The 19,183-nt window shown below is 58.8% G+C and carries 14 protein-coding genes; 6 read left to right on the forward strand and 8 right to left on the reverse strand.

Annotated elements, in window-relative coordinates:
* Positions 1 to 46: 46 nt before the first annotated feature.
* The 3 genes from ACZAHD_RS07150 to ACZAHD_RS07160 form a co-directional block, all read right to left on the reverse strand.
* Positions 47 to 982 carry a substrate-binding domain-containing protein gene (locus ACZAHD_RS07150; RefSeq protein WP_462456158.1) on the reverse strand — a complete coding sequence of 312 codons (936 nt, stop codon included), beginning with the start codon at positions 980 to 982 and terminating at the stop codon, positions 47 to 49.
* Between the two features lie 134 nt (positions 983 to 1,116).
* Positions 1,117 to 2,637 (reverse strand): FGGY family carbohydrate kinase, encoded by a 1,521-nt coding sequence (locus ACZAHD_RS07155; protein WP_462456159.1) that lies wholly within the window; start codon positions 2,635 to 2,637, stop codon positions 1,117 to 1,119.
* 363 nt (positions 2,638 to 3,000) lie between these two features.
* Positions 3,001 to 3,951 (reverse strand): sugar-binding transcriptional regulator, encoded by a 951-nt coding sequence (locus ACZAHD_RS07160; RefSeq protein WP_462456160.1) that lies wholly within the window; start codon positions 3,949 to 3,951, stop codon positions 3,001 to 3,003.
* A gap of 365 nt (positions 3,952 to 4,316) precedes the next feature.
* On the opposite strand from ACZAHD_RS07160, the gene ACZAHD_RS07165 reads away from it, so the two are divergent.
* Positions 4,317 to 5,147 (forward strand): transketolase, encoded by an 831-nt coding sequence (locus ACZAHD_RS07165; RefSeq protein WP_462456161.1) that lies wholly within the window; start codon positions 4,317 to 4,319, stop codon positions 5,145 to 5,147.
* Positions 5,140 to 6,075 carry a transketolase family protein gene (locus ACZAHD_RS07170; RefSeq protein WP_462456162.1) on the forward strand — a complete coding sequence of 312 codons (936 nt, stop codon included), beginning with the start codon at positions 5,140 to 5,142 and terminating at the stop codon, positions 6,073 to 6,075. The genes ACZAHD_RS07165 and ACZAHD_RS07170 overlap by 8 nt, the downstream gene beginning before the upstream one ends.
* A 53-nt stretch (positions 6,076 to 6,128) precedes the next feature.
* On the opposite strand, the gene entD is transcribed toward ACZAHD_RS07170, so the two are convergent.
* Both entD and ACZAHD_RS07180 read right to left on the reverse strand, forming a co-directional pair.
* Positions 6,129 to 6,761: an enterobactin synthase subunit EntD gene (gene entD, locus ACZAHD_RS07175; RefSeq protein ID WP_462456163.1), complete on the reverse strand. Its 633-nt coding sequence runs from the start codon at positions 6,759 to 6,761 to the stop codon at positions 6,129 to 6,131.
* A gap of 118 nt (positions 6,762 to 6,879) precedes the next feature.
* Positions 6,880 to 9,135 (reverse strand): TonB-dependent siderophore receptor, encoded by a 2,256-nt coding sequence (locus tag ACZAHD_RS07180; protein ID WP_462456164.1) that lies wholly within the window; start codon positions 9,133 to 9,135, stop codon positions 6,880 to 6,882.
* A gap of 218 nt (positions 9,136 to 9,353) precedes the next feature.
* Here ACZAHD_RS07180 and fes point away from each other — a divergent pair, with 218 nt between their 5' ends.
* From fes to entF, 3 genes are all read left to right on the forward strand, one after another.
* The gene (fes, locus tag ACZAHD_RS07185) at positions 9,354 to 10,598 is read left to right on the forward strand and encodes an enterochelin esterase (RefSeq protein ID WP_462456189.1); all 1,245 of its coding nucleotides are present in this window, start codon (positions 9,354 to 9,356) and stop codon (positions 10,596 to 10,598) included.
* Positions 10,599 to 10,696: 98 nt separating this feature from the next.
* Positions 10,697 to 10,915 carry an MbtH family protein gene (locus ACZAHD_RS07190; RefSeq protein ID WP_462456165.1) on the forward strand — a complete coding sequence of 73 codons (219 nt, stop codon included), beginning with the start codon at positions 10,697 to 10,699 and terminating at the stop codon, positions 10,913 to 10,915.
* Complete coding sequence (gene entF, locus ACZAHD_RS07195) at positions 10,912 to 14,793, forward strand: enterobactin non-ribosomal peptide synthetase EntF (protein WP_462456166.1); 3,882 nt, start codon at positions 10,912 to 10,914, stop codon at positions 14,791 to 14,793. Before ACZAHD_RS07190 ends, entF begins: the two co-directional genes overlap by 4 nt.
* A gap of 117 nt (positions 14,794 to 14,910) precedes the next feature.
* Here entF and fepC read toward each other — a convergent pair whose 3' ends face one another.
* The 3 genes from fepC to fepD are packed head-to-tail and all read right to left on the reverse strand — an operon-like array spanning position 14,911 to position 17,698.
* On the reverse strand, positions 14,911 to 15,705 hold the full coding sequence (fepC, locus tag ACZAHD_RS07200; RefSeq protein WP_462456167.1) for an iron-enterobactin ABC transporter ATP-binding protein: 795 nt from the start codon (positions 15,703 to 15,705) through the stop codon (positions 14,911 to 14,913).
* A complete protein-coding gene (fepG, locus tag ACZAHD_RS07205; protein WP_462456168.1) occupies positions 15,702 to 16,694 on the reverse strand; it encodes an iron-enterobactin ABC transporter permease in 993 nt (330 codons plus the stop codon). Before fepG ends, fepC begins: the two co-directional genes overlap by 4 nt.
* Positions 16,691 to 17,698, reverse strand: coding sequence for a Fe(3+)-siderophore ABC transporter permease (gene fepD, locus ACZAHD_RS07210; protein WP_462456169.1), 1,008 nt, complete (start codon positions 17,696 to 17,698; stop codon positions 16,691 to 16,693). The genes fepG and fepD overlap by 4 nt, the downstream gene beginning before the upstream one ends.
* A 237-nt stretch (positions 17,699 to 17,935) precedes the next feature.
* Here fepD and entS point away from each other — a divergent pair, with 237 nt between their 5' ends.
* Positions 17,936 to 19,177, forward strand: coding sequence for an enterobactin transporter EntS (gene entS, locus ACZAHD_RS07215; protein WP_462456170.1), 1,242 nt, complete (start codon positions 17,936 to 17,938; stop codon positions 19,175 to 19,177).
* Positions 19,178 to 19,183: the final 6 nt, after the last annotated feature.

Consider the following 19,183-nt stretch of genomic DNA (forward strand, 5'->3'; position numbering starts at 1 on the left):
CATGAGACTCTCCTGTGCGCCCCGAAAGGGGCGCAACAACCCGAACTCAGGACTTGATATTGAAGTCCTGAACTTTGTCTGCGTTATCTTTGGTGATCAGGATGCCGCGGAACATGACGCGCTGTTTCGCCGGTTTCACCCCTTTTTGCAGGAAGTTATCGAGGTCGCTAACCCCTTGAGCGGCGATGGACTGGGCCTGCAGCATCACGGTGGCCTGCAGGGTTCCCGCTTTAACCGCGTCACGCTCGTCATTGCTGCCGTCGATGCCGACCACCACCACGTCCGAACGGTTCGCTGCTTTCAGGGCGGCGATAGCGCCCAGAGCGACAGGGCCGTTACCGCAAATCACCCCTTTGACGTCCGGATGAGCCTGCAGGATGCTGTCCATAATGCGTTTACCGTCGATTAACGTTCCTTTGGCATCCTGTCTGGCGACGCTGACCATGTCAGGATACTGGTCGATCACCTGATGGAAAGATTTAGAGCGGGTCACGCAGTTATTATCAGCAAGGTTGCAGGTGAGCTCTGCGTATTTTCCTTTCTCCGCCATTTTCTCAACAAATACGTTGGCGACTTCCGAACCCGCCTGGAAGTTATTATGCGTAATTTGCTCAAGCGCAATATTATCGACAGGGATTTCTCTGTTGATTAATATCACGGGAATACCTGCATTTTTGGCTTTTTCAATGGCGGCGACACTGGCGGTTGAGTCGGCGTTATCGAGAATAATACCCTGAACTTTTTTACCAATGGCGGTATCAATAAGTTCGTTCTGCTTTTTTACATCTTCGCCATGTGACAGAACCGTCGTTTTATATCCCAGCTCTTTGGCTTTTTCACTGGCGCCTTTAGCTTCAGAGGCGTAATACGGATTATCCAGTGAATTGACCATAATCATAATGGTGCCTTTTTCTAGCGCCTGAGCAGAAAGTGAAAAAGCGCTCAGGGTGGCAGCAGTTAACAGCGTTAAACGTAATTTCATGACAATGTTCTCTCTATGTTGTTATTGTCGGGTACGGTGAAACAACGCAAAGCCTGAAAATCAGTTGTATGGGCCGGATCTCTCCTTATGTTGTTGATTCAGGTTCGTCGCGCAGCAAGATCCCTGGTGGGGCGTCAGGCGGACGGGGCCGGTTTCCATAATGTTCTGTCCACCGCATGACGCCATTCCTGCCATCTTTTCTGTAACCGCAGATGGCGCGCCATATCGGGGCGAAATTCGCTGTGTTCGGTTAAAAAAGCGCTTAAATCAATTCGCGTACCGGGTTGCATCGCTTTGCGGGCCAGCAGGGCCGCGCCAATTGCCGACAGCTCGGGGACATCGCTGCGCATCACCGGGCAACCCAGCAGATCGGCCTGGTATTGCATCAGCCAGTCGTTTTTTGTCGGCCCGCCATCGACCATCAGCGCCGCCAGGTGGAAGTCGTCATGTTGCCGCATGGCAATTACCACATCAGCAATCTGGTAGGTGATGGCTTCCAGCGCGGCGCGAATCAGGTGGGCGCGCTTGACGCCGCGGCTGAGTCCGCAGATCGTTCCGCGCGCGCTGTCGTCCCACCAGGGGGCGCCAAGACCGGTCAGCGCGGGGACAAAATAGACGCCCAGCGTTGAGTCGACGGAGGCCGGCAGGGTATTAAGCTCGTGGGCCAGTTCGCGTTCGGAGAGCTCGCTTAACCCCGTACTATCAGCCATCCAGGCCACCGCATCGCCGGTATGAGGAATGTTGCCTTCCAGACCATAAATGATGCTGTCGCCATCATGCCAGGCGATGGTGGTAGCCAGTGCGGCAATATCGCATTGGGCTGACTTCACCGGCGCCATGACTGACGATCCCGTTCCATAAGTAGCCTTAACGCAGCCCAGTTCGCCGAGCGCATGCCCAAACAACGCAGCGTGTGAATCGCCGACCATCGCCATTATCGGGATACCGTCAGGAATAGCAGCCAGCCCGCGGGTATAGCCGAATAACCCGCTGGAAGGTTTTATCTCCGGGAGAGCGGCGCGAGGGATCTGGAACAGCGCCAGCATTTCGTCATCCCATTGCCCGGTATGTAAATTAAGTAGCTGCGTCCGCGCGGCGTTGGAGTAATCGCAGCGGAATGCTGCGCCTTGCGTCAGGTTCCACAGCAGCCAGCTATCGATGGTGCCGAGGCAAATCTCCCCGCGTTCTGCCATCGCCCGGCCTTCCGGCAGCGACTCCAGCAGCCAGCGCATTTTTGAGGCGGAAAACAGCGGGGCGATCGGCAGCCCGGTGGTGGATTTAATAAGCGATTCTTTGTGGTCGCGGCGCAGCGCTTCACAGAAACCGGCGCTGCGGGTACATTGCCAGGTGATGGCGGCATTAATCGGTTTACCGCTCTGGCGATACCAGCCGATGGCGGTTTCGCGTTGGTTGCTGATGGCTAATGCTGCCACGTTTTCTGCGCCAACATGGTCGATAGCGTAGGCTATCACCGCCAGCGAGGCCTCGACTAATGCCTCTCCGGATTGTTCTACCCAGCCATCGCGCGGTGTCTGGATCGCTAACGGTTGAGAAAACTTCACAATCACGTTGCCATGGCCGTCAAGTACCACCGCTTTGGCATTCGTAGTACCTTCATCGAGCGCAATGATGAACTCTTTCTGTGTCGCCAGCATTAGATAGTCTCCTGAGTCACACGTCGTCCTGGCGCGAAGGGAAGGGCGAGCATTCCTCGTTATCGCATTGCTGCATAGCAGGCCATGATGTGACATTTCGTTATCACTTTTTTAATCACTGAATATATATTCGATAGTGATTATTTATTTAATACCTTAGCCAGAAAGTTTCTCCGGGGCCAGAGGGAAAGTTATCAATTGTGCTGGCAATCACACTTATCTGGATCGCGAAATGTGCAGGCAATGTTAAGAGGTAACTGCGGTTAAACTGTTTACTACATTGAAATATAAAAGGTTATTTGATGTGCCTTTGCGTCTTCCTGGAGGACGCAAAGGCAGGAGAAAAGATGTTTTGACGGATGATCACGCGGTGACGAGTAGCCTGGCGGTAGGATAATCGGTGATTAAAACGTCAATGTAACCGCCGGAAAGAGCGCCTTTGATGGCGGCGACTTTATCGCTACCGCCAGCCAGCGCGACGACATTGGGGCATTTTTTGACTTTCTCCAGCGCCATGCCGATAACAGGATCTTCATCATCGCGTAACACTGCATGCCCGTTTTTATCGTAATAGTGTAGGCAGATGTCACCCACCGCGCCACGCGCCGCCAGTACCTGCAGCATATCCTGGTGATAGTAGTTGCCCGACGTTTTCAGGAGCTGAGAAGGTTCGAGGATGCCGATGCCGACGATAGCTATATCGACCTCATCAAAACGTGAAATCACATCGGCTACATCCTGGCTGGCAATCAGCCGGTTTTTCTCTTCCACCGAGCCTTCAATGCTTTGCGAAGGCAGCAGCCAGGCTTCACAGTTTAGTCGTTGCGCCAGAGTCTGCGTGAGGATTGTCGCCTGCACATTGCCGTTAGGACCCACTCCACCCAGCAACTGAATCACGCCGCTGGCTTTCAGATTTTGCGCGTGAACCTCGTCAACCATGGCCCGAATGGTCGAGCTCCAGGAGGAGACGCCAATCAGATCTTTTGGCCGTAACCGCGTTTCAAGGTAGTGGGCTGCAGCCGAACCGATGGCGCGTTTGAGGGTATGGTCGCTAGCATCTTCTTCGGTGTCCACCACGATGGCCTGCTTAAGGCCGTAGCGATCCTCAATGCCTTTTTCGAGATTCAGGAAAATATTCGAGGGCTGCACGACGCTAATTTTGACCACCCCTTCTTTCTGACAGCGGGTGATGGCGCGGGAGACAAACGACTGAGATAGCGAGAGAAGTTGAGCAATGTCGGACTGCTTGCGTCCTTCAAGGTAGTAAAGAGTGGCAATCTTAACTAATAGCCGTTGTTCATCCTGCTTAGCCATACATATCCCCGAAAATCATTAACGTGCAGCCATTATGTTAGAGGCTGCAATCATACGCGAAAAAAAAAGACATTTAAGTGTGATGAGACTCTAACTTTTATCAATCCTCTAAAACAGCTATGGACAAAAACAGCACAGTGGTTGCATAATTGAATAAAGAATCATTAGTGAATATATATTCATTATGATTTCAGATCAACTGAAAAATTATCCAGGCGCAGGTATGCCTGATGGTGAGGAGGCAGAATGCTCCTGAGTCTGGTGCAGCGGCGAAAGCGCTGTGATGCGCTGCCAGGGGATATCTGGTTTTTTTAGTCCCTTACGGAATAAATATTCCGAGTTGAAATTAAATTCAGAGGTATTAAATGAATCCCTATAACTACGATGTTCCGGCACTTGAGCGTCAGGCTCGCGCGGTACGCCGCCACATTATCAGATTGAACGCCAACAGCCCTGCCGGCGGCCATACCGGCGCCGACCTGTCGCAGGTGGAGCTCTTAACCGCGCTGTACTTCCGTATTTTGAACGTTGCTCCGGACCGTATTGCCGATGAAGGGCGCGATATCTATATCCAGTCGAAAGGCCATGCTGTGGGTTGCTATTACTGCGTGCTGGCCGAGGCGGGATTCTTCCCCGTCGACTGGCTGAGCACCTATCAGCATGCCAACTCTCACCTTCCCGGTCATCCGGTTCGCCAGAAGACGCCTGGCATCGAGCTGAATACCGGGGCTTTAGGGCACGGTTTGCCGGTGGCGGTGGGGCTGGCGTTGGCAGCGAAAAAGAACCACAGCGCCCGCCGCGTTTTCCTTATCACCGGCGATGGTGAACTGGCTGAGGGGAGTAACTGGGAGGCCGCGTTGGCCGCAGCGCATTACGGTCTTGATAATCTGATCATTATTAATGACAAAAACAATCTGCAGCTGGCCGGGCCAACCCGCGAAATTATGAATACCGATCCGCTTGCCGAAAAATGGCGGGCCTTTGGTATGACCGTAACCGAATGTCAGGGAAATAGTATGGCCTCGGTTGTCGCGACGCTTGAAGGATTAAAGCAGGAAGGGAAACCCAACGTCATTATTGCGAACACCACGAAAGGCGCCGGCATCTCCTTTATCCAGGGACGTCCGGAATGGCACCACCGGGTGCCGAAAGGTGAGGAGATTGCGCTGGCACTGGAGGAACTGAAAGATGAGTAATGCAGAACACCTGGCAAACGTGATGGTTCAGGCATTTATCGATGCCGTAGAAAATGGAGTTGATCTGGTGCCTGTTGTCGCCGACTCAACATCAACCGCAAAAATAGCGCCCTTTATTAAACATTTCCCCGACCGGCTGGTTAACGTTGGCATTGCCGAGCAAAGCATGGTCGGTATGGCGGCCGGACTGGCGTTGGGGGGAAAAGTGGCGGTGACCTGCAATGCCGCGCCATTTTTGATTTCCCGCGCCAATGAACAAATCAAAGTCGATGTCTGTTACAACAACACCAACGTCAAATTATTTGGTCTGAATGCGGGAGCCAGCTATGGCCCGCTGGCGAGCACGCACCACGCTATTGATGACCTTGCGGTGATGCGTGGATTCGGCAATATTCAGATCTACGCGCCGTCATCGCCACGAGAATGTCGACAGATAATCGACTACGCCCTACAGCATCAGGGGCCGGTTTACATCCGTCTCGACGGCAAAGCGCTGCCGGAGCTGTATGCTGAAAACTATCGTTTTGTCCCCGGCGCCGTAAACACGCTGCGCGAAGGCCACGATCTGGCGCTGGTCGCTGCCGGTTCGACGGTACATGAAATTGTCGAGGCCGCCCAAGCGCTGGCAGAGTCAGGGATTCAGGCGCAGGTCGTCAGCGTACCTTCGATTCGCCCTTGTGACACGTCTGCGTTACTGGCTGCGCTAACGGGGTGCAACGCGGTGATTACGGTCGAAGAGCATAATGTGAATGGGGGGCTGGGAAGTCTGGTGGCTGAGGTTCTGGCGGAGGCCGGTATTGGTATCCCGCTGAAGCGGTTGGGTATTCCTGATGGCGAATATGCGGCGGCGGCGGATCGCGGCTGGATGCGCCAGCATCACGGTTTTGATGCCCAGGCGATTATCGCCCTCGCGAAAACGATCCGTTAAGCCCGGATGAGGTTTCCCCCGTGCGGTGCTGACCGCGCGGGTTCTTCCTTATATTACCGGTGTTGCGTCTGGCAAAGCGTGATGACGTAGGGCGCAACCGCCTTCCAATGCACCTGGTACATCTCCTGCGCAACCCGCAAAGTGGCGAGCTCGCCCTGAATCCCGGTTATTCGAAAGTGCATAAACCCTGTTCCTGACTGTTGCGCGAGAGGCAGGGCTTTAAATCCACTCTCTTTCGCCGAAAAAGCCAGTGTCAGGGCTAGCTCAAAGGGCAGTCCGCTCGCCTTCAGCACCGCGTGTTCCGACGGACTGATAATACTGCTCTCCAGCTCTGACGCCAGCGTGGGGGAGAAGACGTTTTCGATGTCGATCCCGAGCGGTCGAGTGGCGACGACGGCCAGTGCGCGGGTGCCGCAGTGGCTGATGCTGCCAGACCAGGGGGCAGGCCACAACGGCTGGCGCTGGTCACCTGTTCCGGGAACGCCTTTCACACCCACCGCTTTCAGGGCGCTGGCCGCCGCGATACGTCCGGCAAGATGTTCCATCTGCCGTTTTCGACCGCAATTTTCGAGTTGCTGATAGTGGGGGAGCCACAGGATATCGTGAGGCTCAAAGGTGCCGGGGTCGAAATCAATCTGATGCAGCCGATGGCCGGCAAAAAGAAACGTGGAGTGTGTCGTTTGCATAGTGTCATCCTACGTCAGGATGCAGGCGAAGAGATATCTTTGCGATCGCCCCATCCGGAGGCAAAATCGCCAGGCCGTCCTCCGGGGGGAGAGAACGGCCTGGGCTTCAGGCGCGTAATCAGAACTGCGTGTTGACGCTCATATACCAGGTACGGCCCGATTCGTTATAGGTCTCGGCGCCCGCGCCGTACATATAAGCACCGGTCGTTACGTTACCCGTTGTCTGCGCGTTACCCGCACGCCAGTGGCGCTTGTCGAAGACGTTATCCACGCCGCCCGTCAGGCTGACATATTTGGTCACGTCCCAGGTCGCGCTCAGGCCGAGGATGCTGTACGGGCTTACCTCGTTCTTCTCGCTACCAGTGACCGGCTGACCCTTGTAGTTATACTTCTTCGGTTCCTGCTTGCCGTACCAGGTGAAGGTCGACTGCACGGAAACATCCTGGTATATCTGCCAGCTCAGCGTTGAGTTCAGCGTATACTCCGGAATAATCGACAGACGGTCGCCGGTCTCTTTGTTCTTGCTCTGCAGCATATAGGTAATGTTGTTGGTCCAGTTAACGGTGTCGCTAACCGGGACGTTTAATGTCCCTTCCAGACCTTCTACCACCGCTTTCGGTACGTTTTCCCACTGGTAAATATCGGTTTTCACTTTACCCGTACCGGTCTGGGCGATCGGCGCATAGCCGGCTTCAATCTTGTTGCGATAGTCGTTACGGAACCAGGTGACTCCCGCCAGCCAGCCGTCGCGTTTAAACTCAAGGCCAATCTCCTTATTAATGCTGGTTTCTGCCTTCAGGTCATCGTTACCTAGCATGTAGCAACCGACATTATCTGCGCTGGCGTAGCAGCCCTGGCCTTTACTGTACAGGAGATAGTTCGGGTTGGTCTGATACAGGCTCGGTGCTTTATAGGCGCGGCCAATCCCCATCTTCAGGGTAAAGTCGTCGCCCAGCCCTTGTGACAGGTTCAGCGACGGGCTCCAGTTATTGCCGACAATGCTGTGGTGGTCGAAACGCAGCGCTGGGGTCAACATAGTGGAGTCGGTTAGCTCAACGTTATCTTCGGCAAATAGCGAGAAGATCTCCGCCTGTGAATATGGGCTACGGTCATTGCCCATGCCTGCAATCGGACCGCCCTGTAAAGCCTGGCCGTTAGACGACATGTCCTTCATCCGCTGCTGGTTCCACTCGGTGCCCAGGGTCAGGTTCTGATTCACCCACAGGTCGAACGGGACGCTGATTTCACTGTGCAGCATCACGTCGGACAGGTCGATATCGCTAAACTTATCGCTGTTAAACAGGCCTTCCAGACCGCCAGCCAGCCCCTCGCCGAGACGTGAATTACGGGTATGTTCGTACTGCGCCCAGTTGCTAGTGGTAATGCCGTTATCCCAGCCGCCGTTCCAGGTGACTGAATAGGTCTGACGGTAGAGACGGTTGGTCTCTTTACCGTAGTTTTTCTTCACCAGGCCGTTGCCGCTGTTGTCGTTGTTGGTGTTCTGCGTATCTCCGGCGTACAGGTTGCCCTGGCGGCTGTAGCCCGCTTCAAACTCCAGCGAGTTCATTGGCGCAAAGTCCCAGCGCACGACGCCGTTGATATTCTTGTTCTCCACCCCTTCGCGGCCGGCGGGTAACGTATCGGCGTAAATACCGGTACGTTGTGACTGGTGTCCCTGGTTGATATCCCAGGCGTCGGCCTGCGTTTTATCGAGATTACCTAACAGGCGGAAGCTGAAGTCGCCGCCCAGCGGGCCATTCAGGCTGAAGTTGGTGCGTTTGGTGGCGCCTTCATCTTTGTGCTCCGGGGCGTTCATGTAGGTGTTCCATGAACCGTGCCATTGGTTATCACCTTTTTTGGTGATGATATTGACCACGCCGCCCGCGGCACCGTTGCCGTAACGTACCGCCGCCGGTCCGCGAATGACTTCAATGCGCTCAATCAGCTCCGGTGGAACCCAGTTGGTATCGCCGCGGGTATCGCGCTCGCCGCGCCAGCCCAGGCGGATGGAGTTACGGCTGGTGACCGGTTTACCATCAATCAGGATCAGGGTATTTTCCGGGCCCATGCCGCGGATATCAATCTGACGGTTGTTGCCGCGCTGGCCGCTGGTGGAGTTGCCGGTCAGGTTAACGCCCGGCATGGTGCGGATAATTTCGGAGACATCGCGAGCGGGCGGGCGTTTACGAATTTCCTCGGCGGTGATCGTCGATACGCCTGGCGCCTGAAGGTTTTGTTCGGCGGCGGTGACGACCATCGTCTCTTCAGCGGCCGCTTTTTGACTGCCGGAGGTCTCTTCCGCGCATAGCGGGAAGGCAACCCCATAAATCCCCAGATTGACCAGCAAGGCCAATGATTTGATCTTGTTATTCATTTTACGTCCTGCTTTCCTTTGCCGCATGCCCCTGAAACCCCTTCCCACCGAGAGGGGCGGCGGCAGAAATGTTGCCAGTAGAGGACGAAGGCATTCCATCGCTGACCAATTGGCCCTCTCTGACAGGTGTAATTAGAAGTGGCTCTTCCTAAGGTGCGGTAATACGCTATTGCAAATGAAAATGGTTATCAATAATATTATCAATAAAAATTACGTTTATTGAGAAAAATCACGGTAAACATAGGGTTAATAACGGAATGTTAATGACAGGAAGTGATGACTGGTGGCAGGGGATCCCCGGTCCTCAAGTTGAGGCCGTTGGCGATGGCTGTCAGGTGACCTTCTGGTGGCGGGATCCGGCGGGCAGCGAAGAGACCTCGTTGACGAAGCGGGTGTGGATTTACATCACCGGCGTCACCGATCATCACCAAAACGCCGTACCGCAAACCCTGAAGCGTGTGTCCGGCACTGATGCCTGGCAATGGCAAACCACGCTGTCGCCCGCCTGGCGCGGCAGCTACTGTTTTATTCCCTCCGAACGCGATGACGATTTTGCCCCTGAGATTTTCGCCGGCGGCAACCCGGATCGTACGCTGCTGCGTGAAGGCTGGCGCAGGCTGCTGCCGCGTGCGCAGGCCGATCCGCGAAACCCACAAAGCTGGAAAGGCGGGCGCGGCCACGCCGTTTCGGCGCTGGAGCTGCCGCTGGCGCCGGAACAGCCCGGCTGGTCGCTACGCAATCAACCTTATCAACCGCCAGTGCGCATTGAATGGCACAGCGCCCGGCTGGGTAACACGCGAAGGATATGGATTTACACCACCGGTGAGGCAGACGGCGCAGCGCGTCCCCTGGCGCTGCTGCTTGATGGTCAGTTCTGGGCCGAGAGTATGCCGGTGTGGTCCGCGTTGGCCGGACTGACGCGCGAGGCAAAACTGCCGCCTGCAGTGTATCTGCTGATTGATGTCATCGATAACGAACAGCGAAGCCGGGAACTGCCCTGTAACGCTGATTTCTGGCTGGCGGTGCAGGAAGAGCTCTTGCCTCTGGTGCAGCAAATCGCGCCTTTTAGCGACCGCGCCGATCGCACCGTGGTCGCCGGGCAGAGCTTTGGCGGCCTGGCGGCGATGTTTGCCGCGCTGTACTGGCCGCAGCGCTTCGGCTGTGTCCTGAGTCAGTCAGGCTCCTACTGGTGGCCGCATCGCGGCGGCGCGCAAACCGGCCTGTTGATCGAACGCCTGAGTCAGGGGGCGATCCGCCCGCACGGGCTGCGAATCTGGCTGGAAGCCGGAGAGCGTGAGCCGCTCATTTTTCGCGCCAATCAGGCGCTTTTATCGCAGCTACAGCAGACACAGCAGACGATTTTTTGGCGTCAGGTTGACGGCGGACACGATGCGCTTTGCTGGCGCGGTGGGCTGACGGCCGGGCTCATCCAGCTATGGCAGCCGTTGAGCCGTACGCAATAACAACGTGCGCTTCAGATTCAACATCCTTCCGGCTACCCCAAGGCGGCAGCCTGGGCGAAAGCCGTCAGGAGGGTGGCGAGTAAAGACAGGAGTTTGGTATGCAATTCAGCAACCCCTTCGATAATCCGCAAGGGCAGTTTTACATTTTGCGCAACGAGCAGCAGCAATACAGCCTGTGGCCGCACCACTGCGCGCTGCCGCAGGGCTGGGGGGTGGAATGTCCGCCGCAGTCCCTGGAGGCGTGCAATCGCTGGTTGGCGGCGAACTGGTCAACCCTTACCCCCGCGCATCATGCAACCTCAAGGAGCCGGACATGAGCACTCGTTTACCGCTGGTCGCGGCGCAGCCTGGGATCTGGATGGCGGAACGCCTCTCTACGCTGTCCGGCGCATGGAGTGTTGCCCACTATGTCGAGTTGCGCGGCAACCTTAACCCGGCGTTGCTGGGACGGGCGATCGTCACCGGTCTGACGCAGGCCGATACCCTCAGCCTGCGTTTTTGCGAAGATAACGGCGAAGCCTGGCAATGGGTCGATGAGCATCGTCTCTTCGCGGAACCAGGCTATGGCGACCTGCGCGAGGCACGCGATCCGCACGACGCCGCGCTGGCGTTAATGCAGGCCGATCTCGGGCAGAATTTACGCGTGGACGGCGACAATCCGCTGGTTTGTCACCAGTTGCTGCGGGTGGCGGATGACTGCTGGTACTGGTATCAGCGTTATCACCATTTGCTGGTCGATGGCTTCAGTTTCCCAGCCATTACCCGCCAGATAACGGAGATTTATCGCGCCTGGCAACGTGGAGAGCCGACGCCAGCGTCACCGTTTACCCCTTTCTCTGAGGTTGTTGAAGAGTACCAGCGCTACTCCGGCAGCGAGGCCTGGCAGCGCGATAAAGCGTTCTGGATCGAACAGCGCAAAGCGCTGCCGTCACCGGCGTCGCTCTCTGCCGCGCCGCTAACGGGGCGGGCGACCAGTACCGATATCTGGCGCCTGAAGCTGGATCTGGATGCCGGCCTGTTCAGCCGCCTGGCCGCCGGCGCACCGCAGTGTCAGCGAGCCGATCTGGCGCTGGCGCTGACCACCCTGTGGCTCGGCCGTTTATGCAACCGCATGGACTATGCTGCGGGCTTTATCTTTATGCGGCGGATGGGCTCGGCGGCATTGACCGCAACCGGCCCGGTACTGAACGTCCTGCCGCTGGCGATACATATCGATGGGCAAGAGACCCTGGCCGAGCTGGCGTTGCGTCTCAGCGCCCAGCTGAAAAAGATGCGTCGCCACCAGCGTTACGACGCCGAACAAATCGTGCGCGATAGCGGCAAAGCGGCGGGCGATGAGCCGCTGTTTGGGCCGGTGCTCAATGTTAAAGTTTTTGATTATGCTCTGGATATTGACGGCATCGAGGCGGTGACTCACACCCTGGCGACCGGCCCGGTAAACGACCTTGAACTGGCGTTGTTTCCGGAGGAGTCTGGCGGACTGTCGCTGGAGGTGCTGGCGAACAAAGCGCGCTATGACGAAGCAACGCTGCGCGCGCACGTGGCGCGTTTATCCGCGCTCCTGACCCAGTTTGCCGCCGATCCGGCGCTACGTTGCGGCGAGGCGAATCTGCTCTCGGCCAGCGAGACGCAACAGCTGGTGCAGGTGAATAATACCGGCGTCGCGCTGCCGGTGACGACGCTCAGCGCCCTGGTGGCAGAGCAGGCGGCGAAAACGCCGGATGCCCCGGCGCTGGCGGACGCGACCCGACAGTTTAGCTACCGGGAGATGCGCCAGCAGGTGGTGGCGCTGGCCCGACTGCTGGGTGAACGCGGCGTCAAGCCGGGCGATAGCGTAGCGGTGGCGCTTCCGCGCTCAGTGTTCCTCACCCTGGCACTGCACGGTATCGTCGAGGCCGGTGCGGCCTGGCTGCCGCTGGATACCGGGTATCCTGACGATCGCCTGCGTATGATGCTGGAGGACGCCCGCCCGTCGCTGCTGATTACCGCAGACGATCAGTTGACCCGCTTTAGCGATATTGCGGGTCTTGAAACTCTGTGTTATCAACAGCCGCTGGCGGCGGGCGATGACACCCCGTTGGCGCTCTCGCAGCCGGAACATACGGCGTACATCATCTTTACCTCTGGCTCCACCGGACGCCCGAAAGGGGTGATGGTCGGGCAAACTGCGATCGTGAACCGCCTGCTGTGGATGCAAAATCACTATCCGCTGACCGCCGAAGATGTGGTGGCGCAGAAAACGCCGTGCAGCTTTGATGTGTCGGTATGGGAGTTCTGGTGGCCGTTTATTTCCGGCGCACAGTTGGTGATGGCCGAGCCGCAAGCCCATCGCGATCCGCAGGCGATGCAGCAATTCTTTGCCCGCTACGGGGTAACCACCACCCACTTTGTGCCGTCAATGCTGGCAGCTTTCGTGGCCTCGCTGGATGCTGAAAACGTGGCGACCTGCCGGACGCTGAAGCGCGTCTTCTGCAGTGGCGAAGCGTTACCTGCCAACCTGTGCCGCGAATGGGAAGTCTTGACCGGCGCGCCGCTGCATAACCTCTATGGTCCAACTGAAGCGGCGGTGGACGTGAGCTGGTATCCGGCCTGTGGGGCGGAGCTGGCGGCGGTCACCGGCAACAGCGTACCGATCGGCTGGCCAGTATGGAATACCGGACTGCGTATTCTCGATGCGAATCTGCGGCCGGTTCCGCCGGGCGTTGCCGGCGATTTATATTTGACCGGCATTCAGCTGGCGCAGGGATATCTGGGCCGCCCGGATCTGACCGCTTCGCGCTTCATTGCCGACCCGTTTGCCGCCGGTGAACGGATGTACCGCACCGGGGACGTGGCTCGCTGGCTGGATAACGGTGCGGTGGAATACCTCGGGCGCAGCGACGATCAGCTGAAAATTCGCGGACAGCGTATTGAGCTGGGCGAAATCGACCGCGTCATGTCTGCGCTGCCGGACGTTGCCCTGGCGGTGACCAACGCCTGCGTTTTCAATCAGGCGGCGGCGATCGGCGGCGATGCCCGCCAGCTGGTCGGTTACCTGGTGTCGGAGTCGGGGCTGCCGCTGGATACGGCAGCGCTGAAAACGCGCCTTACTGAACAGCTGCCGCCGCATATGCTGCCGGTGGTACTGATTCAACTGGCGGAACTGCCGCTAAGCGCCAACGGCAAGCTGGATCGCAAAGCGCTGCCGCTGCCGACGCTCGGCAACGAACAGCGAGGTCGCCCGCCGGAACCGGGGATGGAAACCACCGTTGCGCAGGCGTTCAGTCGGCTGCTGAGCTGTGAAGTGAACGATATTGAAGCCGATTTCTTCGCCCTCGGCGGTCATTCTCTGCTGGCGATGCGCCTGGCGGCGCAGCTCAGCCGCGAGCTGGGATGCCAGGTGACGCCAGGGCAGGTGATGGTCGCCTCGACGGTGGGGAAACTGAGCGCGCTGCTGGGATCCGATCTCAGCGATGAGCAGGCGCAACGCCTGGGCTTTGATGCGATTCTGCCGCTACGCGTTAGCGAAGGGCCGACGCTGTTCTGCTTCCATCCGGCTTCGGGTTTTGCCTGGCAATTCAGCGTGCTGGCCCGTTATCTTAGCCCGCGCTGGTCGATCACCGGCATTCAGTCACCGCGTCCGGAAGGGCCGATGATGAACGCGGCAAACCTCGATGAAGTGTGCGAACAGCATCTGCAGACCCTGCTGGCGCAGCAACCGCACGGGCCCTATTACCTGTTTGGCTATTCCCTCGGCGGGACGCTTGCACAGGGGATTGCCGCCCGCTTACGCCAGCGCGGCGAAGCGGTGGCGTTCCTGGGCTTGCTGGACACCTGGCCGCCGGAGACGCAGAACTGGGCGGAGAAAGAGGCTAACGGTCTGGACCCGGAAGTGCTGGCCGAGATTGCACGTGAACGAGAAGCCTTCCTTGCTGCCCAGCAGGGACAGGCTTCCGGTGAGCTGTTCCGTGTCATCGAGGGCAACTATGGCGATGCGGTACGCCTGCTGACCACCGCGCATAGTGCGAAGTTTGATGGCAAGGCGACACTGTTTGTGGCGGAGAAAACGCGTCCGGCGGGGATGGATCCGCAGGCGGTATGGGGCCCCTGGGTGGGTGAACTGGAGGTCTTTAGCCAGAACTGCGCCCACGTGGACATTATCTCCCCGCAGGCCTTCGCATCGATTGGTCCGGTCGTGCGGGAGATATTGGGGTAAGGATAGATAAACTCCCGGGTTACGGCGCAAGCGCCTTACCCGGGCTACGGTTTCTGCACGATTGTGTAGCCCGGCTAAGCGCAGCGCGAGCCGGGAGTGTGGCCGTCATGGAACTCACTACCGGCGCCCCAGCGGTACCACCAGAGGGGTATGGGCGACCGGATCGTCGATGATCATGCAGCGCAGGCCGTAAATCTGCTCGATCAATTCGGCGGTGACAATCTCTTTTGGCGCCCCCTCGGCAATGATTTTACCCTCGCGCAAGGCAATCAGATGTGTTGCGTAGCGGCAGGCCTGGTTGAGGTCGTGCAGTACCGCCGCCAGGGTATATCCCTTCTCGCGATTCAGCTCACTCAGCAGCTCCAGCAGGTCGATTTGATGGCTGATATCCAGCCAGGTGGTGGGCTCGTCGAGTAGCATAATGGCCGTTTCCTGCGCCAGCACCATCGCAATCCAGGCCCGCTGCCGTTGGCCGCCGGAGAGCGTATCGACACTTTGTCGTGCCAGGTCGGTTATTCCGGTCGCCCCCATGGCGCTGTTGACCGCCTCATCATCCTCTTTACGCCAGCGGGTAAACAGCGGCTGATGCGGATAGCGGCCGCGCGCCACCAGCTCCTGAACGGTAATATCCCCCGGCGTAGTGGCATTTTGCGCCAGCAGACCGATACGCTTCGCCACCTCTTTGCTGGCATAGCGCTGGATCTGCTCACCGTCGAGATAGACATGGCCGCTGGCCGGCGTCATCAGGCGACTCAGGGTACGCAGCAGCGTCGATTTCCCGCAGCCGTTAGGGCCAATGATCGCGGTGAAATGGCCGTCAGGAATGGTCACATTCAGCGATTCGGCGATGGTCTTTTTGCCGTACGCCAGGGTTAGCTGGTCGCCGCGCAAACGGGTCGTTTCGGCGGTCATTTTTTGCGGGACTCCTGAATTAACAGCGCGATGAGATAGATGCCGCCGAGGCTGACGGTCATCACTCCCACCGGTAATTGATAGGGCATAAACAGGCGCTGGGCGCTGTAGTCAGCCAGCGCTAGCAGCAGCGCGCCGCAGAGCGCCGATTGGGTTAGCCCCCAGCGCGCGGTGCCGCTCAGGCGACGGGCGATATGCGGCGCGACCAGGGCGATAAACGAGATCGGTCCGGCTAACGCGGTGGCAGCGGCGGTCAGCACCACGCCCACCAGCATCATCAGCAGGCGCGAACGTTCCACCCGCACGCCGAGCGCGCAGGCGGTATCGTCGCCCATCTCCAGCAGGCGCATGCGACGCGCCAGCAGCGCCGCCGCGACCAGCATCAGCACAATCAGCGGCGCCGAGGGCCAGGTTTTGCTCCAGGTCAGGCCATTGAGCGAGCCGGCATTCCATAGTCCGGCAGAGAGAGCGGTCTCCAGCGAGGCGCGCAGCAGCAGCCAGGTATTGAAGGCCACCAGCATGGCGCGAACGCCGATGCCGATAATAATCAGGCGGAACGTTTCGATGCCGTTGCGCCAGGCCAGCAGCCACACCACCAGCGCGGTCAACACGCCGCCGGTCATCGCCGCCAGCGCAATCGCCGCCAGGTTCTGGCCGAACATCACTATCGCCACCAGCACGCCGCTCCAGGCGCCGGTGTTGAAGCCCATCACGTCCGGGCTGCCCAGCGGGTTACGCATCAGCGACTGAAAAATGGCGCCGCTGACGCCAAGCCCCGCACCGATCAGCAGGGCCATCAGCACCCGCGGCAGTCGCCATTCGGTGACCACCATAGTGATGTTACGTGGCGCATCGCCCAGCAGAGCGGAAAGCACCTGCTCGACGCTTAACGGCACCAGCCCACTGCCGAGGCCCCAGAGGGAGACCAGCAGGCTGGCGGCCAGCAGAATCAGACAGCTGAGTAGCAGTCGGCGGGAAGGGGCGATCATACTGCACCTCCGCGCGGCTGACGGCGCACCAGCCAAATCAGCACCGGCGCGCCGATAAAGGCACTGACCACCGAGACTCGCAGTTCGCCGGGGACCAGCAGGCGACCCAGTACATCGGCAAACAGCAGCAGAGCAGGGGTGGCCAGTAAGGTGACCGGCAACGACCAGCGATGGTCAGCGCCGACCAGCCAGCGCGACATATGCGGCATCATCAGGCCGATAAAGGCTATCGGGCCAACCACCGCCGTGGCGCTACCGCAGAGCACGGTAATCGCCAGCAGGCCGATAACCTGCGTACGGGCGACCCGGCTACCGAGCGCAGTAGCGGTATCGCTGCCGAGACTCAGGCTGTTCAACGCCCGGCTTAATAGCAGCGTCACGGCGGCGGCAATCACCACCGGCAGGAGGACGATTTTCAGCGTCTGCAGGGTGCGGATATCCAGCGAGCCGGCCTGCCAGAAACGTAGCTGGTCATAGACATCAGGATTGAGGAGCGCAATCCCGTTGGAGAGCCCTTCCAGCACGGCCGCCAGCGCCACACCGGCTAGCGTCAGACGTACCGGGCTGAGCTGACCGCCGCCCTGACTGCCGGTAAAGGCCACCAGCAGCGAGGCGCCAAACGCGCCGCAAAACGACATCAGCAGCTGTTCCTGCGGGGAGTGGATGCCAAACAGCGCGGCACCCAGCACAATCGCGAAGCTGGCGCCAGAGTTCACCCCGAGAATGCCGGGGTCGGCAAGGGGATTACGCGTCAGAGTCTGCATCAGCGATCCTGCCAGGCCCAGCGCGGCGCCGGCCAGCAGTCCCGCCAGGGTTCGCGGCAACCGGGCGTCCAGCACGATCGTACAGTCGGCACTCTGACAGGTACCGGAAAAAGCCTCCACGACGACGCTCACTGGAAGAGGTTTGGCGCCAATCAGCAGGCTGAGAGCGATAGCAAAGGCTAAAACGAGTAACAGACCCGGTACGGCAACGGCGCGCACCGTGGTCGTAGAAAACGACATAATTCACATCCCTGACATGATAATGATAGTAATTATCGTTATCGATTCTATTCAGTTATGTTAGCATGGCGGCCCACAAGAATGGTATACGCAAAATCATTCAGAATGCATCGCGGCGGCAAACGCACGCTTGCCTGGAAGTATCGCTAACCGTATGACCGGGCTAAGGAAGTACTGCCAATAAGCACGCTGCCTGAACGATCGCGCGTTGATGGAAAAGAATAACAAGGCGCTGTCATGAACCGACAATCCCGGCTGCTGAACCTTAGTCTGCTGCAAACCCATCCGGCGTTTCGCGCCGTCTTTATCGCCCGTTTTATCTCGATCCTGTCGCTCGGCCTGCTGGGCGTGGCGATTCCGGTCCAAATCCAGATGATGACCCACTCTACCTGGCAGGTGGGGCTCTCGGTCACTTTGACCGGCTGCTCCATGTTTGTTGGCCTGATGGTCGGCGGTGTGCTGGCGGATCGCTATGAGCGGAAACGTTTGATTCTGCTGGCGCGAGGGACCTGCGGTGTGGGGTTTGTCGGTCTGAGCCTCAACGCGCTGCTGCCTGAGCCGTCGCTCATCGCTATCTATCTGCTGGGTATCTGGGACGGTTTTTTTGCTTCGCTGGGCGTGACGGCGCTGCTGGCGGCGACGCCGGCGCTGGTCGGGCGTGAAAACCTGATGCAGGCCGGCGCGATCACCATGCTGACGGTGCGTCTGGGTTCGGTGATTTCGCCGCTGATCGGCGGTCTGCTGCTGGCCACCGGCGGGGTGGCCTGGAACTATGGCCTGGCGGCGGCGGGTACGTTTATCACCACCCTGACCCTGCTGAGGTTGCCGCGGCTACCGCCACCGCCGCAACCGCGGGAACACCCGCTAAGGTCATTGCTGGCGGGGCTGAAGTTCCTCTTCAATAGCCCGCTGATTGGCGGCATTGCCCTGTTGGGCGGCCTGCTGACCATGGCGAGCGCGGTGCGGGTGCTTTACCCGGCGCTGGCCGACGGCTGGCAGATGTCGGCCTCGCAGATTGGTTTGCTGTATGCCGCTATTCCGCTGGGGGCAGCGCTGGGGGCGTTGACCAGCGGTCAACTGGCACAAACGGCAAAACCGGGCGCCCTGATGCTAATGACTACCGTCGGCTCATTTGTCGCCATCGCGCTGTTCAGCCTGATGCCGTTCTGGGCGCTGGGCGCGCTGTGTCTGGCCCTGTTTGGCTGGCTGAGCGCAATCAGCTCTCTGTTGCAGTACACCCTGATTCAGACCCAGACGCCGGAAGCGATGCTCGGGCGAATTAACGGCCTGTGGACCGCGCAGAACGTCACTGGTGATGCCATTGGCGCCGCGTTGCTGGGCGGGCTGGGGGCGATGATGACCCCGGTAGCGTCGGCGAGCGCCAGCGGTTGGGTGCTGGTGATTGTCGGCGTAATACTGATGGGACTGCTGCGGGAGTTGCGTCGCTTCCAGCGCCCTGAGACGGTCAGCGAAAGTTAAAGGCGG

The organism is Raoultella sp. (assembly GCF_039594335.1).
Taxonomy (GTDB): Bacteria; Pseudomonadota; Gammaproteobacteria; order Enterobacterales; family Enterobacteriaceae; genus Klebsiella.

Bases quoted from the DNA above. Each gene is read 5' to 3' on its own strand.
- fepG (WP_462456168.1), bottom strand. From the start codon at position 16,694: ATGATCGCCCCTTCCCGCCGACTGCTACTCAGCTGTCTGATTCTGCTG.
- ACZAHD_RS07170 (WP_462456162.1), top strand. From the start codon at position 5,140: ATGAGTAATGCAGAACACCTGGCAAACGTGATGGTTCAGGCATTTATC.
- ACZAHD_RS07160 (WP_462456160.1), bottom strand. From the start codon at position 3,951: ATGGCTAAGCAGGATGAACAACGGCTATTAGTTAAGATTGCCACTCTT.
- fepD (WP_462456169.1), bottom strand. From the start codon at position 17,698: ATGTCGTTTTCTACGACCACGGTGCGCGCCGTTGCCGTACCGGGTCTG.
- fepC (WP_462456167.1), bottom strand. From the start codon at position 15,705: ATGACCGCCGAAACGACCCGTTTGCGCGGCGACCAGCTAACCCTGGCG.
- ACZAHD_RS07190 (WP_462456165.1), top strand. From the start codon at position 10,697: ATGCAATTCAGCAACCCCTTCGATAATCCGCAAGGGCAGTTTTACATT.
- entD (WP_462456163.1), bottom strand. From the start codon at position 6,761: ATGCAAACGACACACTCCACGTTTCTTTTTGCCGGCCATCGGCTGCAT.
- ACZAHD_RS07150 (WP_462456158.1), bottom strand. From the start codon at position 982: ATGAAATTACGTTTAACGCTGTTAACTGCTGCCACCCTGAGCGCTTTT.
- entS (WP_462456170.1), top strand. From the start codon at position 17,936: ATGAACCGACAATCCCGGCTGCTGAACCTTAGTCTGCTGCAAACCCAT.
- ACZAHD_RS07165 (WP_462456161.1), top strand. From the start codon at position 4,317: ATGAATCCCTATAACTACGATGTTCCGGCACTTGAGCGTCAGGCTCGC.
- ACZAHD_RS07155 (WP_462456159.1), bottom strand. From the start codon at position 2,637: ATGCTGGCGACACAGAAAGAGTTCATCATTGCGCTCGATGAAGGTACT.
- ACZAHD_RS07180 (WP_462456164.1), bottom strand. From the start codon at position 9,135: ATGAATAACAAGATCAAATCATTGGCCTTGCTGGTCAATCTGGGGATT.
- entF (WP_462456166.1), top strand. From the start codon at position 10,912: ATGAGCACTCGTTTACCGCTGGTCGCGGCGCAGCCTGGGATCTGGATG.